Source organism: Pseudanabaena sp. PCC 9330, assembly GCF_055795045.1.
In genome coordinates this window covers 63,850-82,220 of the sequence record NZ_JAYFES010000099.1, presented here as the reverse complement: position 1 = coordinate 82,220, position 18,371 = coordinate 63,850, and the positions used below count along the sequence as shown (strand labels likewise).

Here is an 18,371-nt window from a genome sequence, read left to right as displayed (position 1 = left end):
CTTGTAAGTCTAGGGATAAGACGCTGTTCAAAGCCCTTAATTCTCCTATGTTTGATGACTACGTATTTGTACTTATTGCAAAACTGGGATGCACCCCCCGTATCTCCTCACCCCGATGCCCCAAAGCCCAAACCGTAAGCGCTAATGTATTCTCAAGTTCAGCTTGGGATCGGTAGTTTTCCCACAGGCAGAACTCCTCTTTTAGCCTGGAATGGGTTAATTGAGAAAATCTGGACGGGCTATCCAAACGCTCACCAAAAATCGTATGGTTTTAAGCGAACACCGCTCACTTAAGTCGAGATCAATTTAGCCCTAAGATGTGGCTCGTGGCCCAGTGCCAGATCAGAGATATCTCTCTGCCTAGGCTGGGTAGTTTGCGGTTTTTCGCCGATACTATACCAAGTCCACCCCAGGTTCTGTCGTTTTCTCATCGACAGAACTCCACCGCTGGACTTGGCCGAAGTTCATTTGTGATTGCAAGAGACGCAGAACTGTCTATGGCTTCCCCCACCATTGAATCGATTCTCCAGGAAAATCGCCTTTTTCCTCCTACCGATGGGTTTGTTCAAAACGCATCAATTCAAGGTATGGAGGCCTATCGAGAGTTGGCAGAGCGGGCGGCGGCTGACCCGGCAAAATTTTGGGCAGAGTTGGCCAGCCAAGAGCTGCACTGGTTCAAACCCTGGGATACGGTGCTGGACTGGCAGCCGCCCTTTGCCAAATGGTTTGTGGGGGGCAAGATCAATATTTCCTACAACTGTTTAGACCGGCACCTCACCACCTGGCGGCGCAACAAAGCGGCCCTGATCTGGGAGGGGGAACCGGGCGACAGCCGCACCCTGACCTATGCCCAGCTGCACCGGGAGGTGTGCCAGGTGGCCAACGTGCTCAAGGGGCTGGGGGTGAACAAGGGCGATCGCGTCGGCATCTACATGCCCATGGTGCCCGAGGCGGCGATCGCCATGCTGGCCTGCGCCCGCATTGGGGCAGCCCACACCGTCGTGTTTGGCGGCTTTAGCGCCGAAGCTCTAAAAGATCGTCTCAATGACGCCGAGGCCAAGGTCGTGATCACCGCCGACGGTGGCTTCCGCAAAGACAAGGTCATTCCCCTCAAGGCAGCGGTCGATCAGGCCCTGGCCGACCAGGGCGTGCCTAGCGTTACGGGGGTGCTGGTGGTGCAGCGCACCAAGGCTGAAATCCCTATGGTAGAAGGGCGTGACCATTGGTGGCACGAGTTGCAGGCCACCGCTTCGGCAGATTGCCCTGCCGAAGAAATGGACGCTGAAGACCTGCTGTTTATTCTCTACACCAGCGGCACCACAGGCAAGCCTAAGGGGGTGGTGCACACCACTGGCGGCTACAACCTGTACACCCACATGACCTTTAAATGGACCTTTGACATCAAAGATACCGATGTCTACTGGTGTACCGCCGACGTGGGTTGGATCACCGGCCACAGCTACATCGTCTATGGGCCGCTGTCTAACGGGGCCACCACAGTGATGTATGAAGGGGTGCCCAGACCCTCGAACCCCGGCTGCTTTTGGGATGTGATTGAAAAGTACGGGGTGACGATTTTCTACACGGCTCCCACCGCCATTCGTGCCTTTATCAAAATGGGCGATGCACTGCCCAAGGCGCGAGATCTGTCGTCTCTGCGGCTGCTGGGCACCGTGGGTGAACCCATCAACCCCGAAGCCTGGATGTGGTATCACACCGTGATTGGCGGCGAGCGCTGCCCGATCGTTGACACCTGGTGGCAGACCGAGACCGGTGGCTTTATGATTACGCCGCTGCCGGGGGCTACCCCCACGAAACCGGGTTCTGCCACCCTGCCGTTTCCCGGTATTCTTGCTGACGTGGTTGACCTCGATGGCCACCCGGTGCCCCCAGGCGAGGGCGGCTACCTGGTGGTGAAGCACCCCTGGCCCAGCATGATGCGCACGGTCTATGGTGACGACAACCGCTACCGCCGCACCTACTGGGAGCATATTGCCCCGATCGATGGCCAGTACCTCTACTTTGCTGGCGATGGTGCGCGCAAAGACGAAGACGGCTACTTTTGGGTAATGGGTCGAGTCGATGACGTGATCAACGTGTCGGGGCATCGTCTGGGCACCATGGAGGTCGAGTCAGCCCTCGTGTCTCACCCCGCCGTGGCCGAGGCCGCCGTAGTGGGCCGCAAAGACGAGATTAAAGGCGAAGATATTTTTGCCTTTGTGATTTTGGAGGGTCAATATGGCCCCAGCGATGAGCTGAAACAGGAGCTCAAGCAGCACGTTGTGAATGAAATTGGGGTCATTGCTCGGCCCGGCGAAATTCGCTTTGCCGATGCTCTGCCCAAGACGCGATCGGGCAAAATCATTCGCCGCTTTTTGCGCAATTTGGCCAGCGGTGAGGCGATCGCCGGCGATGCCTCCACCATGGAAGATCAAAGCATTCTCGATCAGCTGCGTCAGGGCTAGTCAACCCGCGATCGCAAGCCTCAAAAATGCTGGAGGCATCGAGGGCAGATTTAAAGCGCCTCTTCCCCTGACAAGACAGCCTTTCAACCCCAGGAATGAGCGGTTTTGCAGGGGGCGCGATCGCGCGGTGGGCCAGCCGAAACCGCAAAACATACCCCAATCAACCTTCTCCAGAACAATCTATCCCTGGACAGACTTGCTCATGCCACCGTGACGATCTAGCTTGGCCGTTAGGGGATGCTCGCCAATTGTGCTGGTAATTTTGCCAAAACCAGTTGCCTGCTCCCCAGAACATAGCTGAAGTCGATCGATTGTGATGGCTCAGCCGTGACGTTGGCATCCCTGAGACGCCATGACAACCGCAGCAAAGCAAAGGTATAGGCCCAGATTTCGTCTAACCAGAAAAGGGCGATCGCAGCCTTGACGAACTGTCCATACTTTATAGCAACAGGCCCAATAGGTCAGATTGACGGCCTCAACAGTGACGTTTATGCAAGTCGGCATTCCTAATGAACCGATGCTGAAAGGTGCGCTGCGGCGAAGCCTAAAGTGCCGTAGCGCCTGGGCTTAGTGCGTATCGTACCCGACAGCAATCAAGGCATCCTACTTAGATAGGCGGCTCTACAGCCATTAATCCAGACCTTAGGATCTTGTGCAAACTCGCTGCCCTAGGGCAAGCACTCAATTGTTTGCAGGCGGTTCAAATAAATTGTCTATAGCCCGTTAGCGGATTTTCAAAATGCCTGCTTTGGCAGGCCACCCCCGTATTTAGAGATAAAGTAGGCGCACAGTAGCCACCCATGGCATTGATTTCAATCCTGCAACGGGTATAGTCAAGGCAATCCGCTGACAGCAGATAGGTATCTAGGGTCCATTGAAATAAATTATTTTCTTGTGACAGCTTTTGCGGTCATGACTATAATTAGTTGTGTGAATAGGCAAATTTGTTTGTTATTATTCGCTAGCTGCGCTGAGTCCAACTTGGGGTCTCTAGTTTTTCATCGGCAAAACCTACCTCTGACCCTGGGTTTGATTTATTGCAAGTTGGTCGTTGTTCTTAGTCTTTAGCTTTGTTAGGACTAGATCATCCCCCTACAGCACATTGTTCTACGTTTCACCCTAAGGACATTCCCTGACGATGGCAGAAAAATCCACCCCCCTGACTGGCAAAGCCTTGCTGCAAAAGGTTAAAGACCTATCTAACCTAACTAAGCGTGAAACTGCCAAAGAATGCGGTTACTACACCCTGACAAAAGATAACCAGGTAAGGATTAATCTCTCTGGCTTTTATGATGCTCTGCTAGAAGCAAAGGGTATTAACCTTGACCCTGAGAGCAGCAAAGACGGTCGTGGGCGCGAACCGACCTATCGCGTCAGTGTTCACAAAAATGGCCAAATAGTAATCGGGGCTACCTATACCCAAGAGATGGGCCTCAAGTCTGGGGATGAGTTTGAAATTAAACTAGGCTACAAGCACATTCATCTAAAGCAGCTAGACGCAGATTCGGACGAAGAATAGAAGCATAAACGGCATCTAGCCCCTCATACCAGTCCAGCTTGGGGGCTGTAGTTTTTCCACAGACAAAACTCTACTGCTTTACTCAGGACAACTCTGATCAAGAAAATACCCAAGGATTTTGCTTCCTCCCGAAGGCGCAGGTTCTGTGCCCCTGCATGGGGTTATCTTCTTTCCCAGAGGTCTCCTTAGATGAAGTGAGGACCCGCAGCCTTTCTTTAAAGAAAGGCTGCGGTCTCTAGTTTTAACTGAGCAGATTAACTGGACAGATTACGGATCTACCATGGCAAATGTATTGGTCAATATGTCAGCGATCGCCCATCTCCTAGTTTTTTTTTAAGCTGGATGGCTCTCGGTCTTCCAATCGTTGGGTTAGTGTCTCGTATTGCCCGAGTGCCCCTCAGCTATCCGGTGGCACCCCAGCACAAGCTGCCCCTGCTGCTGCCTCTCTATCTCGTGGCCCCGGCGGCAGTGGAGGTGCACCGTCGCCTGGAGGCAGGGACTTGGTCTGACTACGGCATTGCCTGGAACTGGCCCTTTTGGTCGCTGGTACTGGCAGGCTTTGGGGTGGCGGCTGGGGGGGTAGTTGTACTGGCGGCATTGCAGCTGAGCCTGGGCTGGCGACAGTGGCAATCTCCCTTTACCACCCCTCAGTCTGGAGAATTGACAGCGCCCAACGAACTGGGTGATCCCTCGAACGGCCCTGCGCCAGGGGTCGTACTCCTGGCGGTGCTCCCCCTGGCGCTATTTGTAGGCTGGGTTGAAGAGCTTATCTTTCGTGGTGTCTTGGTCAATGGTCTGGCTCAGGTCATGCCTGGATTGGCGGTGGCGATCGCCGTCAGCCTGATCTTTGCCGTCTCTCATTTGCTGTGGGATGGCCCGGCTGGGTCGCCCCAGCTACCCGGACTAGCGCTGATGGGCGCGGTGCTCTTGCTAGGGCGTTGGGCGGCGGGGGGCAGCCTGGGGTTGGCCTGGGGGCTCCATGCCGGTTGGGTGTATGCGATCGCCGCCATTGATGCCCTGGCCCTGCTCAAGCCCGGTAAAGATGGCTCGATTTGGCTGATAGGCATTTCCGATCAGCCCCTGACGGGGGTGCTGCCCTTGGTGCTCTTGGTTCTAACGGGGGTCGGAGTTTGGTGGTGGGGAGGGTGAGGGGGCGTAGGGGAGTGAAGCGGAATCGTCTCAACACGCCATCACCCTTCTACCCTGCACTCAAAGTGACCACTGTAATCGGCGTCAGCGGCTGCCAGCGGGTTAGTGGCCCCACCTGTACCCCCTGCTGCACCTGAATTTGCCGTAGCTCTACCCGCCAGGCAAATGGGACTGAAGATTTGGCCCAGGCCAGTACCGTGCTGGTGTGCTCAAGGGTTGCCAAGGCCAGAACAATACGGCCCTGGGGTTTGATCCGGGCGGCGCAGAAGTCGAGAATGGTGGCCAGATGTCCGCCGCTGCCGCCGATAAAAATGCGATCGGGGTCGGGTAAATCAACCAGGGCTGCCGGGGCTGCCCCGTAGACTGGATAGAGATTGCCATTGCCCAGGCGACGCTGGTTTTGCTGAATCAGGCCGTGGCCAGCGGCAGTTTTTTCGATGGCGTAGACCTGGGCGCTAGGGCACAGACGATTGATCTCAACGCTCACGGACCCGGTGCCCGCCCCGATATCCCAAATGATTTGATCAGCTCTCGGATCCAGATCAGCTAAGATTTGAATGCGAATGTCGCGCTTGGTAATCAGGCCAGGGCGATCGCGGAATGTGGCAAAGGCGCGATCGGGGAGCCCAATCAAGGGCAGATTTTCCGGTGCTGGCCAGACCTCGCTGTGCCGTTGGAACACGACCACGTTGAGCGGTGCAAAGGTCTGGCCAATGGCCTCCTCTGGGGTGAGTTGGTGGATGGTCTCATCCTGGCCCCCCAGGTTCTCACACACCGCTAGGCGATACTGATAGGGCAACGCCAGGGTGGTCACTATTTTCCCTAGGGTGGCAGGGCTGTGGGTGGGGTCGGTGAGTACCGCAATCAGATCGTCGCCTCGGCGCAGGGCGGCGATCAGCTCGTCGGCGGAGCGGCCATGGGCGCTGACTAAGGTGGCCCCCTGCCAGGGCAGCTTGAGGCGGCTAAAGGCCAGCTGCACTGCGCTGGGGTGGGGGTGAAATGTGAGGCACTCAGGAGACAGGTGCTCCAGCAGCAGCCGTCCCAGACCAAAAAAGAGCGGATCCCCCGAGGTCATCACCACGACGACGCCTGAGCCATCACTGTCGACCCACTGGCGCAGGCGATCGAGGGTGGCTTTTAGGTCACCGATCGGCCAGGTCTCGGCGGCGGTCGAAAAGTAGCCCAGGTGCCGAGGGCTACCCACCAGCACCGTAGCCCCATAGACCAGATTTTGCAGCTGGGGTGGTAGGCCATCGCGCCCTTCCAGGCCGATGCCCACCACGTGGATTGGCGTCATGGCTGTTGCTCCCAGGCCATGACCAGTAGAGCATTGAGCAGGGCGGCGGCCACTGGCGAACCGCCCTTGCGCCCCTCGACACGAATCTGCGGCACTGGGGTGGCTGCCAGTTGCTGCTTTGACTCTTCTACCGCGACGAAGCCCACCGGGGCACCGATCACCAGGGCGGGGCGGGCGGTACCAGCAGCTATGCGATCGCACAGCGCCATCAGCGCCGTCGGTGCGTTGCCAATCACTACCAGGGCATCGGGCTGCTGATCTAGGCAGCGCAGCAGCCCCGTCTCTGTGCGGGTGCGGCCTTGGTGGGGCGGGTCGCCCAGCGTCACCGCCGTCAGCAAGGGGTTGCGAAAGGTGCGATCGACCAGGCCCATCACCCCTTGGCGCACCATCGTCACATCGACAATGATCGGGCCACCCGCCGCCAAGTGCTTGAGCCCGGCTGCTAGTGCCCCTGGGCCAAAGGTCACCAAATGCTTAAAGTCAAAGTCGGCGGTGCTGTGGATGGCCCGCCGCACGACGGCATACTCAGCGGGGGTAAAGCCATGGGGGCCAAATTCGGCGTCAATTAACGCAAAACTTTCTTCTAAAATGGGGCTTTGAACCAGCTTTGCCATGGGCCATTACTAAGGGAGCAGACAGCTTCCTTAGCGTATCCCAACTCAGTATCTCGTCTAAAAATCATCCCCACCCCTATGCCTGCCTACTATTTTTGGGGCGATGATGACTTTGCCCTCCAAAACGCGGTAAACGCCCTGCGCGATCGCACCCTCGACCAAGCCTGGGCCAGCTTCAACTATGACCTGATTGCTCCTGACGCCGCCAACGGCCCTGCCCAGGCCCTCAACCAGGCCATGACCCCCCCCTTTGGCCAGGGGCAGCGGCTGGTGTGGCTGCAAAACACCGGCCTGGGTCAGCGCTGCCCTGAGCCGGTGCTGGTAGAGTTTGAGCGCACTCTGCCCCAGATTCCCGACAGTGCCGTGCTGCTGCTGACTAGTACCGCCAAGCCCGATGGCCGGGCCAAATTTACTAAACTCTTCAAAACCCACGGCGATATTCGCGAGTTTGCCACCATTCCCCCCTGGAAGACCGACCAAATCCGCCAGCAGGTGGCGACCGTAGCCCAGGAGCGAGGTCTGGGCCTGGAGTCGGCCACCCTCGACCTGCTGGCAGAGGCGGTGGGCAACGACACCCGCCAGCTCCACCTAGAGTTAGAAAAGCTGGCCCTCTACTGGGGTGCCAACCCCCAGCCCATACCGCCGGCGGTGGCCGCAAAACTGGTGACAGTGTCGACTCAGACTAGCTTACAGCTGGCCCAGGCGATCAAGCAGGGCGACACCTCAAGGGCGTTGGGGCTGATCGATGACCTGCTTGATCGCAATGAGCCAGCCCTGCGGATTGTGGCCACCTTAGTGAGCCAGTTTCGCCTGTGGCTGTGGCTGAAGGCGCTGGCGGCGGCAGGGGTGACCAGCGATGCTGAGATGGCAGCGGCGGCTGAGGTGGCCAATCCCAAGCGCATCTATTTTTTGAAACAGGAGGTGCGATCGCTCAGCCTGTCCCAATTGCAACAGACCCTACCTTTGCTACTAGAATTAGAGTCTGATTTAAAATATGGCCGAGAGGAACGCGCTACCCTACACACAAAAACGATCGAACTCTGCCGAGGGTTTCAATCAAGTAGTCTTTAGGGCCAGGGTTGGAACCCATCCAGGAATCCTCCCGTCTGGGATGAGAGTTTAACTACAGAGCCAGGGCTAGCCCTGAGAGTACAGACTTTTCATTGAAACTCATTCGTTTGCACCTTTCGTTGGTACTAAATACAGATTTGGCTATTAAAACAAAATATCAAGCCATCCTGGTGCAGACCCCATAGGAGACACAACATACTAATGACTCATCGCTTTAATCACGTTTTTTTAATCGCTAAACCCCATCGTCGCCTGGCGTTAGCCACGGCGGTCTGCCTCGCCCTATTGGGCGGCAGCACCGGCATCGAGCTGCCCTCGACAAGCGGTACTGTGGTCCTGGGATCCGCCTGGGCCCAAGACAGCGGTGTATCGGCGGAGGAAGTCACCAGCTACGCCGCCTCAGTGCTACAGATGGATAGCCCCCGCAACGAGGCCTACAGCCAGATTAAGACTCTGCTCACCGGCACCAGCTATGATGTGGCCAGCATTGACATGTCCTGTACTGGCACCGACAGTCTCAACCAGCTACCTCGCAACCTCCGCAGTAGTGTGCGTACCGTAGTGGTCAACTACTGCAACCAGGCCAGCACCATCGTTCAGGCCAATGGGCTGACGGTGCGTCGGTTTAACGCTATCACCGCCGCCCATCCCCAAGATCCGGCCCTGACGGAGCAAATCCGCGCCGCCATGGTTCAGCTTCAGCAACAGTCTCAGGGGTCGCGCCCTGCTAACAGCACCCCTTAATTTACAATGCAGTTTATTGATCAGGCCGAGGTTGAGGTAATTGCCGGTGACGGCGGCGATGGCATCGTCGCCTTTCGGCGAGAAAAGTACGTGCCCGCTGGCGGGCCGGCAGGGGGGAACGGCGGCCCTGGCGGGTCGGTATACCTGAGGGCTACTAGCCAGCTGCAAACCCTGCTCGACTTTCGCTACGCCCACCGGTTTAAGGCCGACAATGGTCAGCGGGGCGGCCCTAAGAATATGACCGGTGCCACCGGTTCTGATCTGTACCTAGAGGTGCCCTGTGGCACAGCGATTTACGACGCTCACACCGATGAACTACTGGGCGACTTAGTGATGGCGGGTCAGGTACTCTGTGTCGCCCAAGGGGGCAAGGGTGGACTCGGCAATCGCCACTTTCTGAGCAATCGCAACCGTGCCCCAGAGCATGCTCTGCCTGGCCTGCCCGGTGAAGAGCGTCGCCTACGGCTAGAGCTTAAGCTGCTGGCCGAGGTGGGTATTGTCGGCCTGCCCAATGCGGGCAAATCTACTCTAATTTCGGCCCTGTCGGCGGCGCGGCCCAAGATTGCCGATTATCCGTTTACGACGCTGATCCCCAACCTGGGGGTGGTACGTCGTCCTACCGGCGACGGCACTGTTTTTGCTGACATCCCCGGACTGATTGAAGGAGCCCACCAGGGCCTGGGTTTGGGGCACGAGTTTTTGCGCCACATCGAGCGTACTCGGCTGCTGCTGCACCTAGTTGACGCCACCGCTGAGCAGCCCGTAGAAAACTTTCACACCATTCAGCAGGAGCTGGCCGCCTACGGGCGCGATCTCGTCGATCGCCCCCAGGTTTTAGCTCTCAACAAGATCGACGCCCTTCCTCCAGAAGTATTGGCCGACTTGCTCCAGCAGTTTGAGCCGCTGGTAAAGGGGCCGATATACGCCATCTCGGCGGTGGCGGGCACCGGTACAGCACCGATGCTGCAACATATCTGGGATCTGCTCGATCGCGCTGCCGCCCAAGCCGCCCAAGCCATGCCAGAGCCCGTCGCCGACAGTTAGGTGAAAGATGCTGCGATCGCCGCTCTCCCCCTGCAATGTTCGGTAATAAATTATACATTTTGATCGCATTACCGTTGCTTGTGTCGAGCCCCAGGGCATTCTAGGGCTGTGTATAGGCAAGGGTTAATCGTTAGCCATGATTGCTTCTGTATTTTCGGAACTAGCTGACCCTAGGGGCGATCGCCAGGGTCAGCAGTGGCCCTGTTGCTCGCTACAAGGGTTGCCCTGGGCCAGTCGGCAACAGCACCGTCGCCAGGCGATCGCGGCTCTCGGTCTCGGCGGTCAAACCAACCACCCCGCATGGGAAGAAGCCGCTCAACTGGCAGCCCGGTTTCTGGCAGCACCGATGGCCGTGGTCACCGTTGCCGACCACCATACCGAATACTTTCGGGCGGCCTACGGCCTGTTTTGTCGCGGGGTGGGTAACCCCCTGTCGCAGCAGCGGCAGCTGCCCCTTGAGCAAGGCCTCGGAGTTTACGTTCTCGATAGCGAACAGCCCCTAGTGCTACCTGATACTCACGAAAATCTCGTGGTGGCTCAGAGTACCCTAGTCACCACCTACGGCATTCGATCCTACTGCGGCGTGCCCCTAGTAACGTGCCAAGGCCTTTGTCTCGGCACCTTAGCGGTGATGGACGTCCAGCCTAGGGCCTTTACCGACCAAGATTTAGCTTTTTTAGCCATGGCTGCCCGCTGGGCTATGAGTGAGTATGAGCGTCAGTCTGTCTTAGCCGCTGGGGGGTTAGCGACAACGGGGCAGAGTTCTCTCGCGCCAGTTGCCCTAGGCGACGCCCTGCGTCTGAGACTGACCAACCGGCTCACCCAGGAGTTGCGTAGCCCCCTGAGCACAGTCATGGGCATGGCCACTATGCTCAACCGCGAAATCTACGGCCCCCTCACTCCCAAGCAGCGCGAATATAACGACATTGTGCAGCGCAGTAGCCAGGGGCTCTTGGCCCTAGTCGATGAAATTTTGGAGCTGGGTCGGAGTGCCCCCTTGCGTGACCCAGTACCTACCCCGGTAGATATTCAGCTGCTGGGCCAACAGGTGTTGGCTACTCTCGCCCCCCTGGCCGACGAACAGGGCCAAACTATCAATCTCACCGTAGAACCCAACGAAAACCACTGGATTTTAGATCAGCACCTGGTCAAGCAAATTTTGTATCATCTGCTCTTTAGTCTGATGCAGGTAGCTGACGAGCACAGCACCCTGCGTCTCCATGCTTGCCGCCGGGGGCCAGCCCTAGCCCTAGGAGTATGGCTGTCAAACCCTTGGACTGGAGAAGGCCTGCCGCCAGAGGTGATCGAAGGGTTGCAACAGCTGCCTGTCGCTAACACCGGGTCAGCCTCAGCTACGGTTCCAGCATTGCTGGGGCTGCGACTCAGCCAGCAGCTAGCCCAGCGCCACGGAGGACAGCTTAAGGTACAAGGTGATCTCGACAGCGGCTGCCGTCTGGTAGTCTTGCTGCCGGTGCTAAATACCGTAGGGCCCCTAGCAGAATTGGGTCACGGGTACTAGGCTGGTGGCGTCGAGAAGATTTACATAAGCTTAACCAGAAACCAGCCTTGCCTTAAGCTGCAGCGCAGAAGATAGTTCGATGGCTGAAGTGTTGTTGAGCTGTCGCTGTTGTGCAAAAGGTACCCTCTGGGTTTTCCTCGCTCTCAGGAGCGCAGGAGCGCATCTTAATTATTGATGATGAAGACCTGATCCGAGAAACCGTGGCGATGGCCCTCACGGACGAAGGCTACCAGGTGTTCACCGCTGAGACTGGTCAGCGTGCTGTAGATCTGATGTTCCCAGCATCGGGGGAAGGCGCTCCAGGCCTAGCGTTGGATCTGGCCATCGTCGACCTAATGCTGCCTGGGGTCAACGGCCTAGACATCTGTCGGTTGATGCGTCACCATCACATCGACGCGCCAATTTTGATTTTGAGTGCTAAGGGCACTGAGATGGATCGAGTGGTGGGGCTGGAGGTCGGGGCCGATGACTATCTACCTAAGCCCTTTGGCATGAGGGAGCTGATTGCTCGCTGCCGGGCTCTATTGCGTCGGCAACGGTGGGTGACCACCCAGACAAGTGCTGTTGTGCTCACCTATCGGGATGTTGTTCTCCACACCAGTGAGTTTAGGGTAGGGGTGGCGGGTCAGGAGGTCAATCTATCACCCAAGGAATTTCGCATTTTAGAGCTGTTTATGCAAAGCCCCAACCGAGTCTGGTCAAGGGAAGAGCTAATCCAGGCTATCTGGGGCGCTGATTTTGTGGGCGATCGCAAAACTGTCGACGTTCATATCCGCTGGCTGCGCGAGAAAATTGAAGTTGACCCGGCCCATCCTCAGTACATCACCACCCTGCGGGGCTTTGGCTATCGCTTTGGCTAAAGGATGACTAAGAACTCATAGTAAAGCCGTCGGGCATGACGGTGCCATGCACATCGGTATGCCGGAGATTGGTGTAATCAAGCTTGGCGTTGATCATCACAGCATCGGTCAGGTCTGCCCCACTGAGGTTTGACCAACTCAGGCGGGTGCGGTAGAGGGTGGCTCCACGCAGATTGGCCCCCCGCAGTGAGCACCAGCTAAAGTTTGCTCCCCGCAAATTGGCCAGCGACAGATTGGCATTGACCAGATTAGCGCTCGACAGTCTGGCTCGACTCAGGTCGGCCTCTTGGAGGTCAGCATTCTCTAGGCTGGCCCCGGTCAGCAGCGCCCCCACTAAAATAGCCCCCCGCAGCACGGCCCGGTTGAGCAGAGCACTGGTCAGGTTGGTGTGCTCTAGGTTGGCCAGAGACAGGTCAGCCTCCAGGAGCCTGGCCCGGCTGAGGCTGGCCTCAGTCAAGATCGACTGCCTCAGGTTGGCATGGTCGAGGTTAGCCTCATTGAGGTTGGTTTCGCGCATCACAGCCTGGCTTAAATTGGCCCGTACTAGGATGGTGCCGCGCATCCCAGCTTCGCTGAGATCGGCCTCGATGAGCTGAGCGTCGGCCAAGTCAGCCCCAATCAGATTGGCCAAAATAAGGGTAGCCTGGTTAAAGTTGACGTTGGTCAACTTTGCCTCACGAAAGTTAACCCCCACCAGGGTAGCCCCAGCAAACTGAGTATTTTGCAGATTGGCTTGGCGAAAGTTGGCACCGCTGAGATCCCTGTGGCTGAGGTCAGCCCCAATGAGCTGAATGCCGCGAAAGTCGCGATCGCCCTCTGCGTAGCGCTCCAGCAAGTCGGCAGCAGTGATGTCTAAGGGCATTGCTGCCGGCTGAGAACTGGGTGGGGAAATGTCCAACGATGATCCTCAACGGTGACGACACAGGCAAAAACGGAACTCTATTAATATTGTAGGTAATCGATGTCAGGCCGATTGGCAACGGTGGTCGATTTGCCATCCTCCCAGGGAGTGAATTTGCCCTAGTGAGGTAGATTTATCGAGCTCTGCTGTTTCTATCAATAGACTAAAAACTTGTAGAGAAGCAATTCAATTCCGCCGTTTGAAGGAAAAATTAAGCCTAGGGGGTGAGGGGCTTGTCATGGCGCTGCCCCCATGTCTTGGGAGAAACCCTGGCAATCAGAGGAGATGGACCCATGCCGCGATCGCTCATGGTGCTTTTACGCCGCCGCCGTTTTTGGCTGGCTCTGCTGCTGACTGTGTGGCTGCTGTGCAGTGGTCAGGCTCTGGCGGCGGGGAGTTCGGCGCTATCTCTGGGCGATCGCCTGGCGCACTTTCCTGACTGGGGCAATAAGCCCGCCTTGCTCGCCGCCCAAGGTGACCTCATCTATCCCGACTGGCTGCGGGGTGACTGGCTGCTCACCAGCACCTTAGTCGATCTGGCCGCTCCCCTGGCCCCCGCCTTGACGACGCCGGGCTTTGACGGCAACCGAGAAAGACTGGGGGTGCCAGTGACCTGCCCAGTGCGGTTTGTGGCGGTGTTGGGGCGATCGCAAGGCCTAGTCCCACTGCTCATCGGTTCGTCGACTACCGTAGCCGATCGCGCCTTTAATGGCCTCAGCCTGGCCCGAGCTTACCTGGGTCAAGGGGTGGTCAAAGCCGTCAAAGTTGACCCAAAAAATCCCAACCGCCAGGTCACCCTGCTGAGTAGCGGTCGTCAGCTAGAGTCGACGATCACCGCCCGGGCCACCGAGTCCTTGGCCCCAGACCAGTTCACCACCATCGAGCGATTTCAGCAGGTGTTTCGCGGCGGCGCTATCCCCTACTTCAACGAGGTCGAGACCACTACCTCCTACCGCCTGGAGCAGGGGGGCATCACCGCCGACCAGGTAACAGCGGTGTATCTGTCACCCCAAGATCCTGATTTTCTCAATGCTCAGAACCAACCCGTCGCCCTCTACCGCTACCAACTGGGCCTAACCCCACAGGCAGAAACGTGACGCAAGATGGATACTAAATCCTACTTAGTTGCCCCCTTCGCTCCTGGGCGAAGGCGATTTGTCCTTACCAATTTGGCCGACTTAGAATCGGAGTTACGCGATTCTGATTTTGTCTAAAGGCGACCTTTGGAACCCTGGGTTCCAGGCCAAAAGCAAACGGCTTATCTGATTAGCGGAACCCTGTGGGCGTCCAAAAATCTTCCCTCGTCCTTAAAACCTTAGGGCGTGTCATCAATTGTAACCAAGACCCTTCTGGGACAAGCCCTGCTACACCCGTCCCAAATAACAGGTTAGGGGCTGCAACCTCTGATTCTTAGGCCATACACGACTAGTTGATGACAGCCCCTAGGGCTGTAACCCGGCTTCATTCACCAGGGCCAAGGCGGTGCGCCAGACCATATAGCCATTTTCGTTGAGGTGCAGCCCGTCGGTGGTCAGGTCAGGACGCAGGTAACCTTCCCCCGTGGCAAAGAGAGGATATAAATTCAAATAGTCGGCCCCAGTTTCTACGGTCACCAGCTTGATTTGATCGTTGATCTGGCGGATGCGATCGGGGGCAATAGTCAGCAGGCGATCGCGCCCTTCCCAGGTAGCGGCCTCACCCCCGTGGGGCAAAATTGACTGCACCACTACCCTGGTGTTGGGATGAGTTTGCCGCAGATAGTTAATCATCATCCGCACGTTGTACACCAGATCGGCCTCAGAGCCCCCCCAAATCAGGTCGTTGATGCCAACCATAATGAACACCGCCTCGGGAGTAGTCTCGTCGAGCAAGTAAAGGCGGTTGCGCAGCCCGCTAGAACTTTCGCCCGAGATGGCTTGGTTGAGCCAAGTTTTGCGCCCTGGCAGCATGCTAGTCGGAAACCACAGGGTCAATGAGTCGCCCAGCAAAATGGTTTGGCGTGGTGCATTAATGGCCACCGCTGCTTGGGCTTCTGCGGCCAGTAGATTAACCCACTGTTCGTAGGCCAGGCTGTGGTGCTGACCCAACTCTGGCTCAAAGGGCGCCACCGCATGGTATGTGTCGGCGGCAAAGGCGTTGGCTTGCGACAAACCCGTATCGCCCACCCGACTAAACTGCCGCAGCATAACTAAAACAGTGAGAAAAAGCAGCCCATTTATTACCAGGGAAAGGAGTGCCCAGGGGGGCACCTGCCGCAGCTGGTGCAGGGCCGATCGAATCTGAGGATAGGGGTGACGCGGTGAGTCCACGGCTGGGTACCTACGAACCTGGGGCTAGAGACCGATGCCCCCGATGGGTCAAATTGTAGATAGATTTTTCCCTGAAATACCACCCTTGCGGCGGTGAATTTCTGACTTAGGGGCTAAACCTACGCTGGGGCACTGGTGTTCAACGACGATTAGACATTGAACCGAAACAGCATCACATCACCCTCTTGCACCACGTAGTCTTTACCCTCACTGCGCACCTGGCCTTTGTCTTTGGCTACTGCCAAAGACCCCGCTGCCACCAAATCGCCATAGGCGACGGTTTCAGCCCGAATAAAGCCCCGCTCAAAATCAGTGTGAATCACCCCGGCAGCCTGGGGAGCCACCATGCCCGCCTTGATTGTCCAGGCGCGGGTTTCTTTGGGGCCGGTGGTGAAGTAGGTGCGCAGGCCGAGCAGCTCGTAGGTAGCTCGAATTAGGGTCTTGAGGCCCCCCTCCTCGACTCCGAGGGCATCGAGAAAGTCTTTGCGCTCGTCTTCGCTGAGGTCAACGAGCTCCGACTCTACCTGGGCGGAGATCACCACTACTTGGGCAGCCTCTGCTGCGGCTACGGCGCGTACCTGCTCAACCCAAGCATTGCCGCTGGCTAGGTCGTCTTCAGAGACATTGGTGGCGTAGATGACGGGCTTGCGGGTGAGCAGCCCCAGGGGCTTGATGATGGCCTCAGCTTCGTCGTCAAGCTCAACCTGGCGGGCAGTTTTACCCTCGTTGAGCACCGGTAAAATCGTTTCGAGAATCGCTAGCTCCGCTTGGGCGTCTTTGTCAGCGCGGGCTAGCTTGCGGACGCGATCGATGCGGCGCTCCAGCTGGGTCAGATCGGCCAGGGCCAACTCCAGGTTGATGATCTCCATGTCGCGCACGGGGTCTACCGAGCCAGAGACGTGAATAATATCGTCGTCATCAAAGCAGCGCACCACATGGACGATCGCATCGACTTCTCTAATATTTGCTAAAAACTGGTTGCCCAGCCCTTCGCCCTGGCTAGCCCCCTGCACCAGACCGGCAATATCGACGAACTCAACCCGGGCGGGCACGGTCTCGACGGAGCTAGACAGGTTGGCCAACACCTGCAAACGGCTATCGGGCACCGCCACGATGCCAACGTTGGGCTCAATGGTGCAGAAGGGAAAGTTTGCGGCCTGGGCCTTGGCGTTGGCCACCACGGCGTTGAACAGGGTAGATTTGCCAACGTTGGGCAACCCAACAATGCCAGCTCGTAACATGGGGTAACTCTAGATCCGGTGAGGTTGTCGGGGGGTGTCGGCGTCAGATCTGGTCTAACTGCTTGAACCCCTATCTAGCATAGGAGAGGATGGGGCCATTGCGGAGGAGTTGCTATACCCTTGGAGCAGTATTTGGAACTGGGTTGGGGTTCAGTCGTGGGGAGGCTGGGCGGAGCCAGATCGCAGGCCAGGTTACAGAGATAGATTGCAGGGATAGACCATGGCAGAACAAAACCCTTTAAAGCCGTCCAAATGGATGCTGCCGGTTCTAGGGGCCAGCTTGCTGGTTCTGGGGCTGGCCGGATGCACCACGCTGGGGCTGTCGCGATCGCCCACCGGCAGCGGCGATATGGCCAACCAATACATCGATCGCGGCTTTCGGGGTGACCTGCTGACCAGTCGCATCAAGCCTGTCAGCTTGCGCTTAGCCAGCGGCTGGCGGCCCGCCACCACGGGGCAGCTGCACCCCAGCGCCGACCTAGAGGCCTACAATCCTGACGAGAGAATGTTTCTCATCGTGCTGGGAGAAGACCGGGCCAGCGTTGCACCGGGCAGCCTCGAAGACCAGGCTACCTTCTACCTGCAAATTCTCAAGGGAGGCTTTAGTCAGGTGTTAGCCGACCAGACGCGCACTGGCGTGGAACGGGTGAGCAGCTTTCCAGCGGTGCAGTACGAGGTGCGGGGCGAAGTCAACCAAAACGCCGTCGCCTACTTGCACACTACCGTCGAGATCGGCGACAGCTTCTACCAGGTGGTAGTCTGGACGCCGGACAATCTGCGTATCCCCAATGCCGAGGCCATGCGGGCGATCGTCCAAGAATTTAATCATACCCAACCGTAGGCGCTGCCATTCTATGGCCTAATAGAGTGTGGGTGATGGCGACTTTCCTCCCAGAAGCCTCTGCCTTGGCCGACCCAAAGTTTCAAGGATTAAAGTTTCAAATACTTAAGGATAGCGACTGTAATGCTGCGCCGGTTTATCGCCTCCCTCTATACCCTTAATGCCCTGCCCAGGGGGATGCACTGCCTGGGGCAGATGCTGGGGCTAGCCTGCGCTGCCCTGGTGCTGTGGCTGAGTTTCGGAGGGCAGCCTGCCGCCCTAGCGGGTCTCACCGACGACAACTATGATGGCAATATTTTTGCCCTTTACGCTGGCAACGGGTCACTGGTACCCCCCAAGGTCAGCCTGGAACAGTCCTTGCGCTATGGTAAGCCTGCCCTGGTCGTAATCTATGTTGACGACAGCAGCGACTGTAAAAAATTTGCCTCAGTGATATCCCAGCTACAAGCACCCTACGGTCGGGTTGCCAATTTCGTTCCAGTGATGGCCGACGCAATCCCAGTAAAAGCCAGCTACGAACCCAGCGAGCCTGGCTACTATTTCAACAATGCCGTGCCCCAAACCCTGGTGTTTAACGCCGCTGGCGAGCTGGTGTTTAACGAAGTCGGTACGGTCTCCTACGAGGCGATCGACGACGCCATGCGTCAGGTGTTTGATCTGCTGCCTCGATCCGAGTCGGAGGAGCTGCGCCGACGCTCGTTCAACGAAGTCAACACCGAACTGGTACCAGAACAGTAGATCACGGGGGCCAAAATCAAATCGGGACATTGCTTCGGAGGCTAACCCACCGCTCTGCA

At 57.5% G+C, this 18,371-nt stretch carries 16 protein-coding genes; 11 read left to right on the top strand and 5 right to left on the bottom strand.

Annotation, left to right across the window (positions count from 1 at the left end; all coding sequences use genetic code 11):
• Nucleotides 1-497: 497 nt before the first annotated feature.
• The 3 genes from acs (at nucleotide 498) to AC0QKW_RS11125 (ending at nucleotide 5,133) form a co-directional block, all read left to right on the top strand.
• Nucleotides 498-2,465, top strand: a complete 1,968-nt coding sequence (gene acs / locus AC0QKW_RS11135) for an acetate--CoA ligase (protein WP_473151141.1) — start codon at nucleotides 498-500, stop codon at nucleotides 2,463-2,465.
• A gap of 1,138 nt (nucleotides 2,466-3,603) precedes the next feature.
• Nucleotides 3,604-3,984 carry an AbrB family transcriptional regulator gene (locus tag AC0QKW_RS11130; RefSeq protein WP_473151140.1) on the top strand — a complete coding sequence of 127 codons (381 nt, stop codon included), beginning with the start codon at nucleotides 3,604-3,606 and terminating at the stop codon, nucleotides 3,982-3,984.
• A 372-nt stretch (nucleotides 3,985-4,356) separates the two neighbouring features.
• Nucleotides 4,357-5,133 (top strand): lysostaphin resistance A-like protein, encoded by a 777-nt coding sequence (locus AC0QKW_RS11125; RefSeq protein WP_473151139.1) that lies wholly within the window; start codon nucleotides 4,357-4,359, stop codon nucleotides 5,131-5,133.
• A 49-nt stretch (nucleotides 5,134-5,182) separates the two neighbouring features.
• On the opposite strand, the gene cbiE is transcribed toward AC0QKW_RS11125, so the two are convergent.
• Nucleotides 5,183-6,430: a precorrin-6y C5,15-methyltransferase (decarboxylating) subunit CbiE gene (cbiE, locus tag AC0QKW_RS11120; protein WP_473151138.1), complete on the bottom strand. Its 1,248-nt coding sequence runs from the start codon at nucleotides 6,428-6,430 to the stop codon at nucleotides 5,183-5,185.
• Complete coding sequence (locus AC0QKW_RS11115) at nucleotides 6,427-7,044, bottom strand: precorrin-8X methylmutase (protein WP_473151137.1); 618 nt, start codon at nucleotides 7,042-7,044, stop codon at nucleotides 6,427-6,429. The genes cbiE and AC0QKW_RS11115 overlap by 4 nt, the downstream gene beginning before the upstream one ends.
• A 78-nt stretch (nucleotides 7,045-7,122) precedes the next feature.
• Between AC0QKW_RS11115 and holA the strand changes: the two genes are divergently transcribed.
• The 5 genes from holA (at nucleotide 7,123) to AC0QKW_RS11090 (ending at nucleotide 12,282) form a co-directional block, all read left to right on the top strand.
• Complete coding sequence (gene holA, locus AC0QKW_RS11110) at nucleotides 7,123-8,115, top strand: DNA polymerase III subunit delta (protein WP_473151136.1); 993 nt, start codon at nucleotides 7,123-7,125, stop codon at nucleotides 8,113-8,115.
• A gap of 201 nt (nucleotides 8,116-8,316) precedes the next feature.
• A complete protein-coding gene (locus tag AC0QKW_RS11105; protein ID WP_473151135.1) occupies nucleotides 8,317-8,859 on the top strand; it encodes a DUF4168 domain-containing protein in 543 nt (180 codons plus the stop codon).
• Nucleotides 8,860-8,865: 6 nt separating this feature from the next.
• Nucleotides 8,866-9,903 (top strand): GTPase ObgE, encoded by a 1,038-nt coding sequence (gene obgE, locus AC0QKW_RS11100; protein WP_473151134.1) that lies wholly within the window; start codon nucleotides 8,866-8,868, stop codon nucleotides 9,901-9,903.
• A 136-nt stretch (nucleotides 9,904-10,039) separates the two neighbouring features.
• Nucleotides 10,040-11,422, top strand: coding sequence for a GAF domain-containing sensor histidine kinase (locus tag AC0QKW_RS11095; RefSeq protein ID WP_473151133.1), 1,383 nt, complete (start codon nucleotides 10,040-10,042; stop codon nucleotides 11,420-11,422).
• 110 nt (nucleotides 11,423-11,532) lie between these two features.
• A complete protein-coding gene (locus tag AC0QKW_RS11090) occupies nucleotides 11,533-12,282 on the top strand; it encodes a response regulator transcription factor (RefSeq protein WP_473151132.1) in 750 nt (249 codons plus the stop codon).
• Nucleotides 12,283-12,289: 7 nt separating this feature from the next.
• Here the strand turns inward: AC0QKW_RS11090 and AC0QKW_RS11085 are convergent, their stop codons facing one another.
• Nucleotides 12,290-13,144, bottom strand: a complete 855-nt coding sequence (locus AC0QKW_RS11085; RefSeq protein WP_473151131.1) for a pentapeptide repeat-containing protein — start codon at nucleotides 13,142-13,144, stop codon at nucleotides 12,290-12,292.
• A gap of 332 nt (nucleotides 13,145-13,476) precedes the next feature.
• Between AC0QKW_RS11085 and AC0QKW_RS11080 the strand changes: the two genes are divergently transcribed.
• Nucleotides 13,477-14,280: a DUF6816 family protein gene (locus tag AC0QKW_RS11080; protein WP_473151130.1), complete on the top strand. Its 804-nt coding sequence runs from the start codon at nucleotides 13,477-13,479 to the stop codon at nucleotides 14,278-14,280.
• Between the two features lie 345 nt (nucleotides 14,281-14,625).
• On the opposite strand, the gene AC0QKW_RS11075 is transcribed toward AC0QKW_RS11080, so the two are convergent.
• Together AC0QKW_RS11075 and ychF are read right to left on the bottom strand one after the other, a co-directional pair.
• Nucleotides 14,626-15,492 (bottom strand): GDSL-type esterase/lipase family protein, encoded by an 867-nt coding sequence (locus tag AC0QKW_RS11075; protein ID WP_473151129.1) that lies wholly within the window; start codon nucleotides 15,490-15,492, stop codon nucleotides 14,626-14,628.
• A gap of 149 nt (nucleotides 15,493-15,641) precedes the next feature.
• Nucleotides 15,642-16,733 (bottom strand): redox-regulated ATPase YchF, encoded by a 1,092-nt coding sequence (gene ychF / locus AC0QKW_RS11070; protein WP_473151128.1) that lies wholly within the window; start codon nucleotides 16,731-16,733, stop codon nucleotides 15,642-15,644.
• A gap of 220 nt (nucleotides 16,734-16,953) precedes the next feature.
• On the opposite strand from ychF, the gene AC0QKW_RS11065 reads away from it, so the two are divergent.
• Complete coding sequence (locus tag AC0QKW_RS11065) at nucleotides 16,954-17,574, top strand: hypothetical protein (protein WP_473151127.1); 621 nt, start codon at nucleotides 16,954-16,956, stop codon at nucleotides 17,572-17,574.
• 123 nt (nucleotides 17,575-17,697) lie between these two features.
• Nucleotides 17,698-18,312 carry a thylakoid membrane photosystem I accumulation factor gene (locus tag AC0QKW_RS11060; RefSeq protein WP_473151126.1) on the top strand — a complete coding sequence of 205 codons (615 nt, stop codon included), beginning with the start codon at nucleotides 17,698-17,700 and terminating at the stop codon, nucleotides 18,310-18,312.
• The last annotated feature ends 59 nt before the right edge of the window (nucleotides 18,313-18,371 follow it).

What these genes read in the sequence shown, in the direction of transcription:
- acs (WP_473151141.1), top strand. Translation starts at nt 498, where the DNA reads ATGGCTTCCCCCACCATTGAATCGATTCTCCAGGAAAATCGCCTTTTT.
- AC0QKW_RS11130 (WP_473151140.1), top strand. Translation starts at nt 3,604, where the DNA reads ATGGCAGAAAAATCCACCCCCCTGACTGGCAAAGCCTTGCTGCAAAAG.
- cbiE (WP_473151138.1), bottom strand. Translation starts at nt 6,430, where the DNA reads ATGACGCCAATCCACGTGGTGGGCATCGGCCTGGAAGGGCGCGATGGC.
- AC0QKW_RS11115 (WP_473151137.1), bottom strand. Translation starts at nt 7,044, where the DNA reads ATGGCAAAGCTGGTTCAAAGCCCCATTTTAGAAGAAAGTTTTGCGTTA.
- holA (WP_473151136.1), top strand. Translation starts at nt 7,123, where the DNA reads ATGCCTGCCTACTATTTTTGGGGCGATGATGACTTTGCCCTCCAAAAC.
- AC0QKW_RS11105 (WP_473151135.1), top strand. Translation starts at nt 8,317, where the DNA reads ATGACTCATCGCTTTAATCACGTTTTTTTAATCGCTAAACCCCATCGT.
- obgE (WP_473151134.1), top strand. Translation starts at nt 8,866, where the DNA reads ATGCAGTTTATTGATCAGGCCGAGGTTGAGGTAATTGCCGGTGACGGC.
- AC0QKW_RS11095 (WP_473151133.1), top strand. Translation starts at nt 10,040, where the DNA reads ATGATTGCTTCTGTATTTTCGGAACTAGCTGACCCTAGGGGCGATCGC.
- AC0QKW_RS11085 (WP_473151131.1), bottom strand. Translation starts at nt 13,144, where the DNA reads ATGCCCTTAGACATCACTGCTGCCGACTTGCTGGAGCGCTACGCAGAG.
- AC0QKW_RS11080 (WP_473151130.1), top strand. Translation starts at nt 13,477, where the DNA reads ATGCCGCGATCGCTCATGGTGCTTTTACGCCGCCGCCGTTTTTGGCTG.
- ychF (WP_473151128.1), bottom strand. Translation starts at nt 16,733, where the DNA reads ATGTTACGAGCTGGCATTGTTGGGTTGCCCAACGTTGGCAAATCTACC.
- AC0QKW_RS11065 (WP_473151127.1), top strand. Translation starts at nt 16,954, where the DNA reads ATGGCAGAACAAAACCCTTTAAAGCCGTCCAAATGGATGCTGCCGGTT.
- AC0QKW_RS11060 (WP_473151126.1), top strand. Translation starts at nt 17,698, where the DNA reads ATGCTGCGCCGGTTTATCGCCTCCCTCTATACCCTTAATGCCCTGCCC.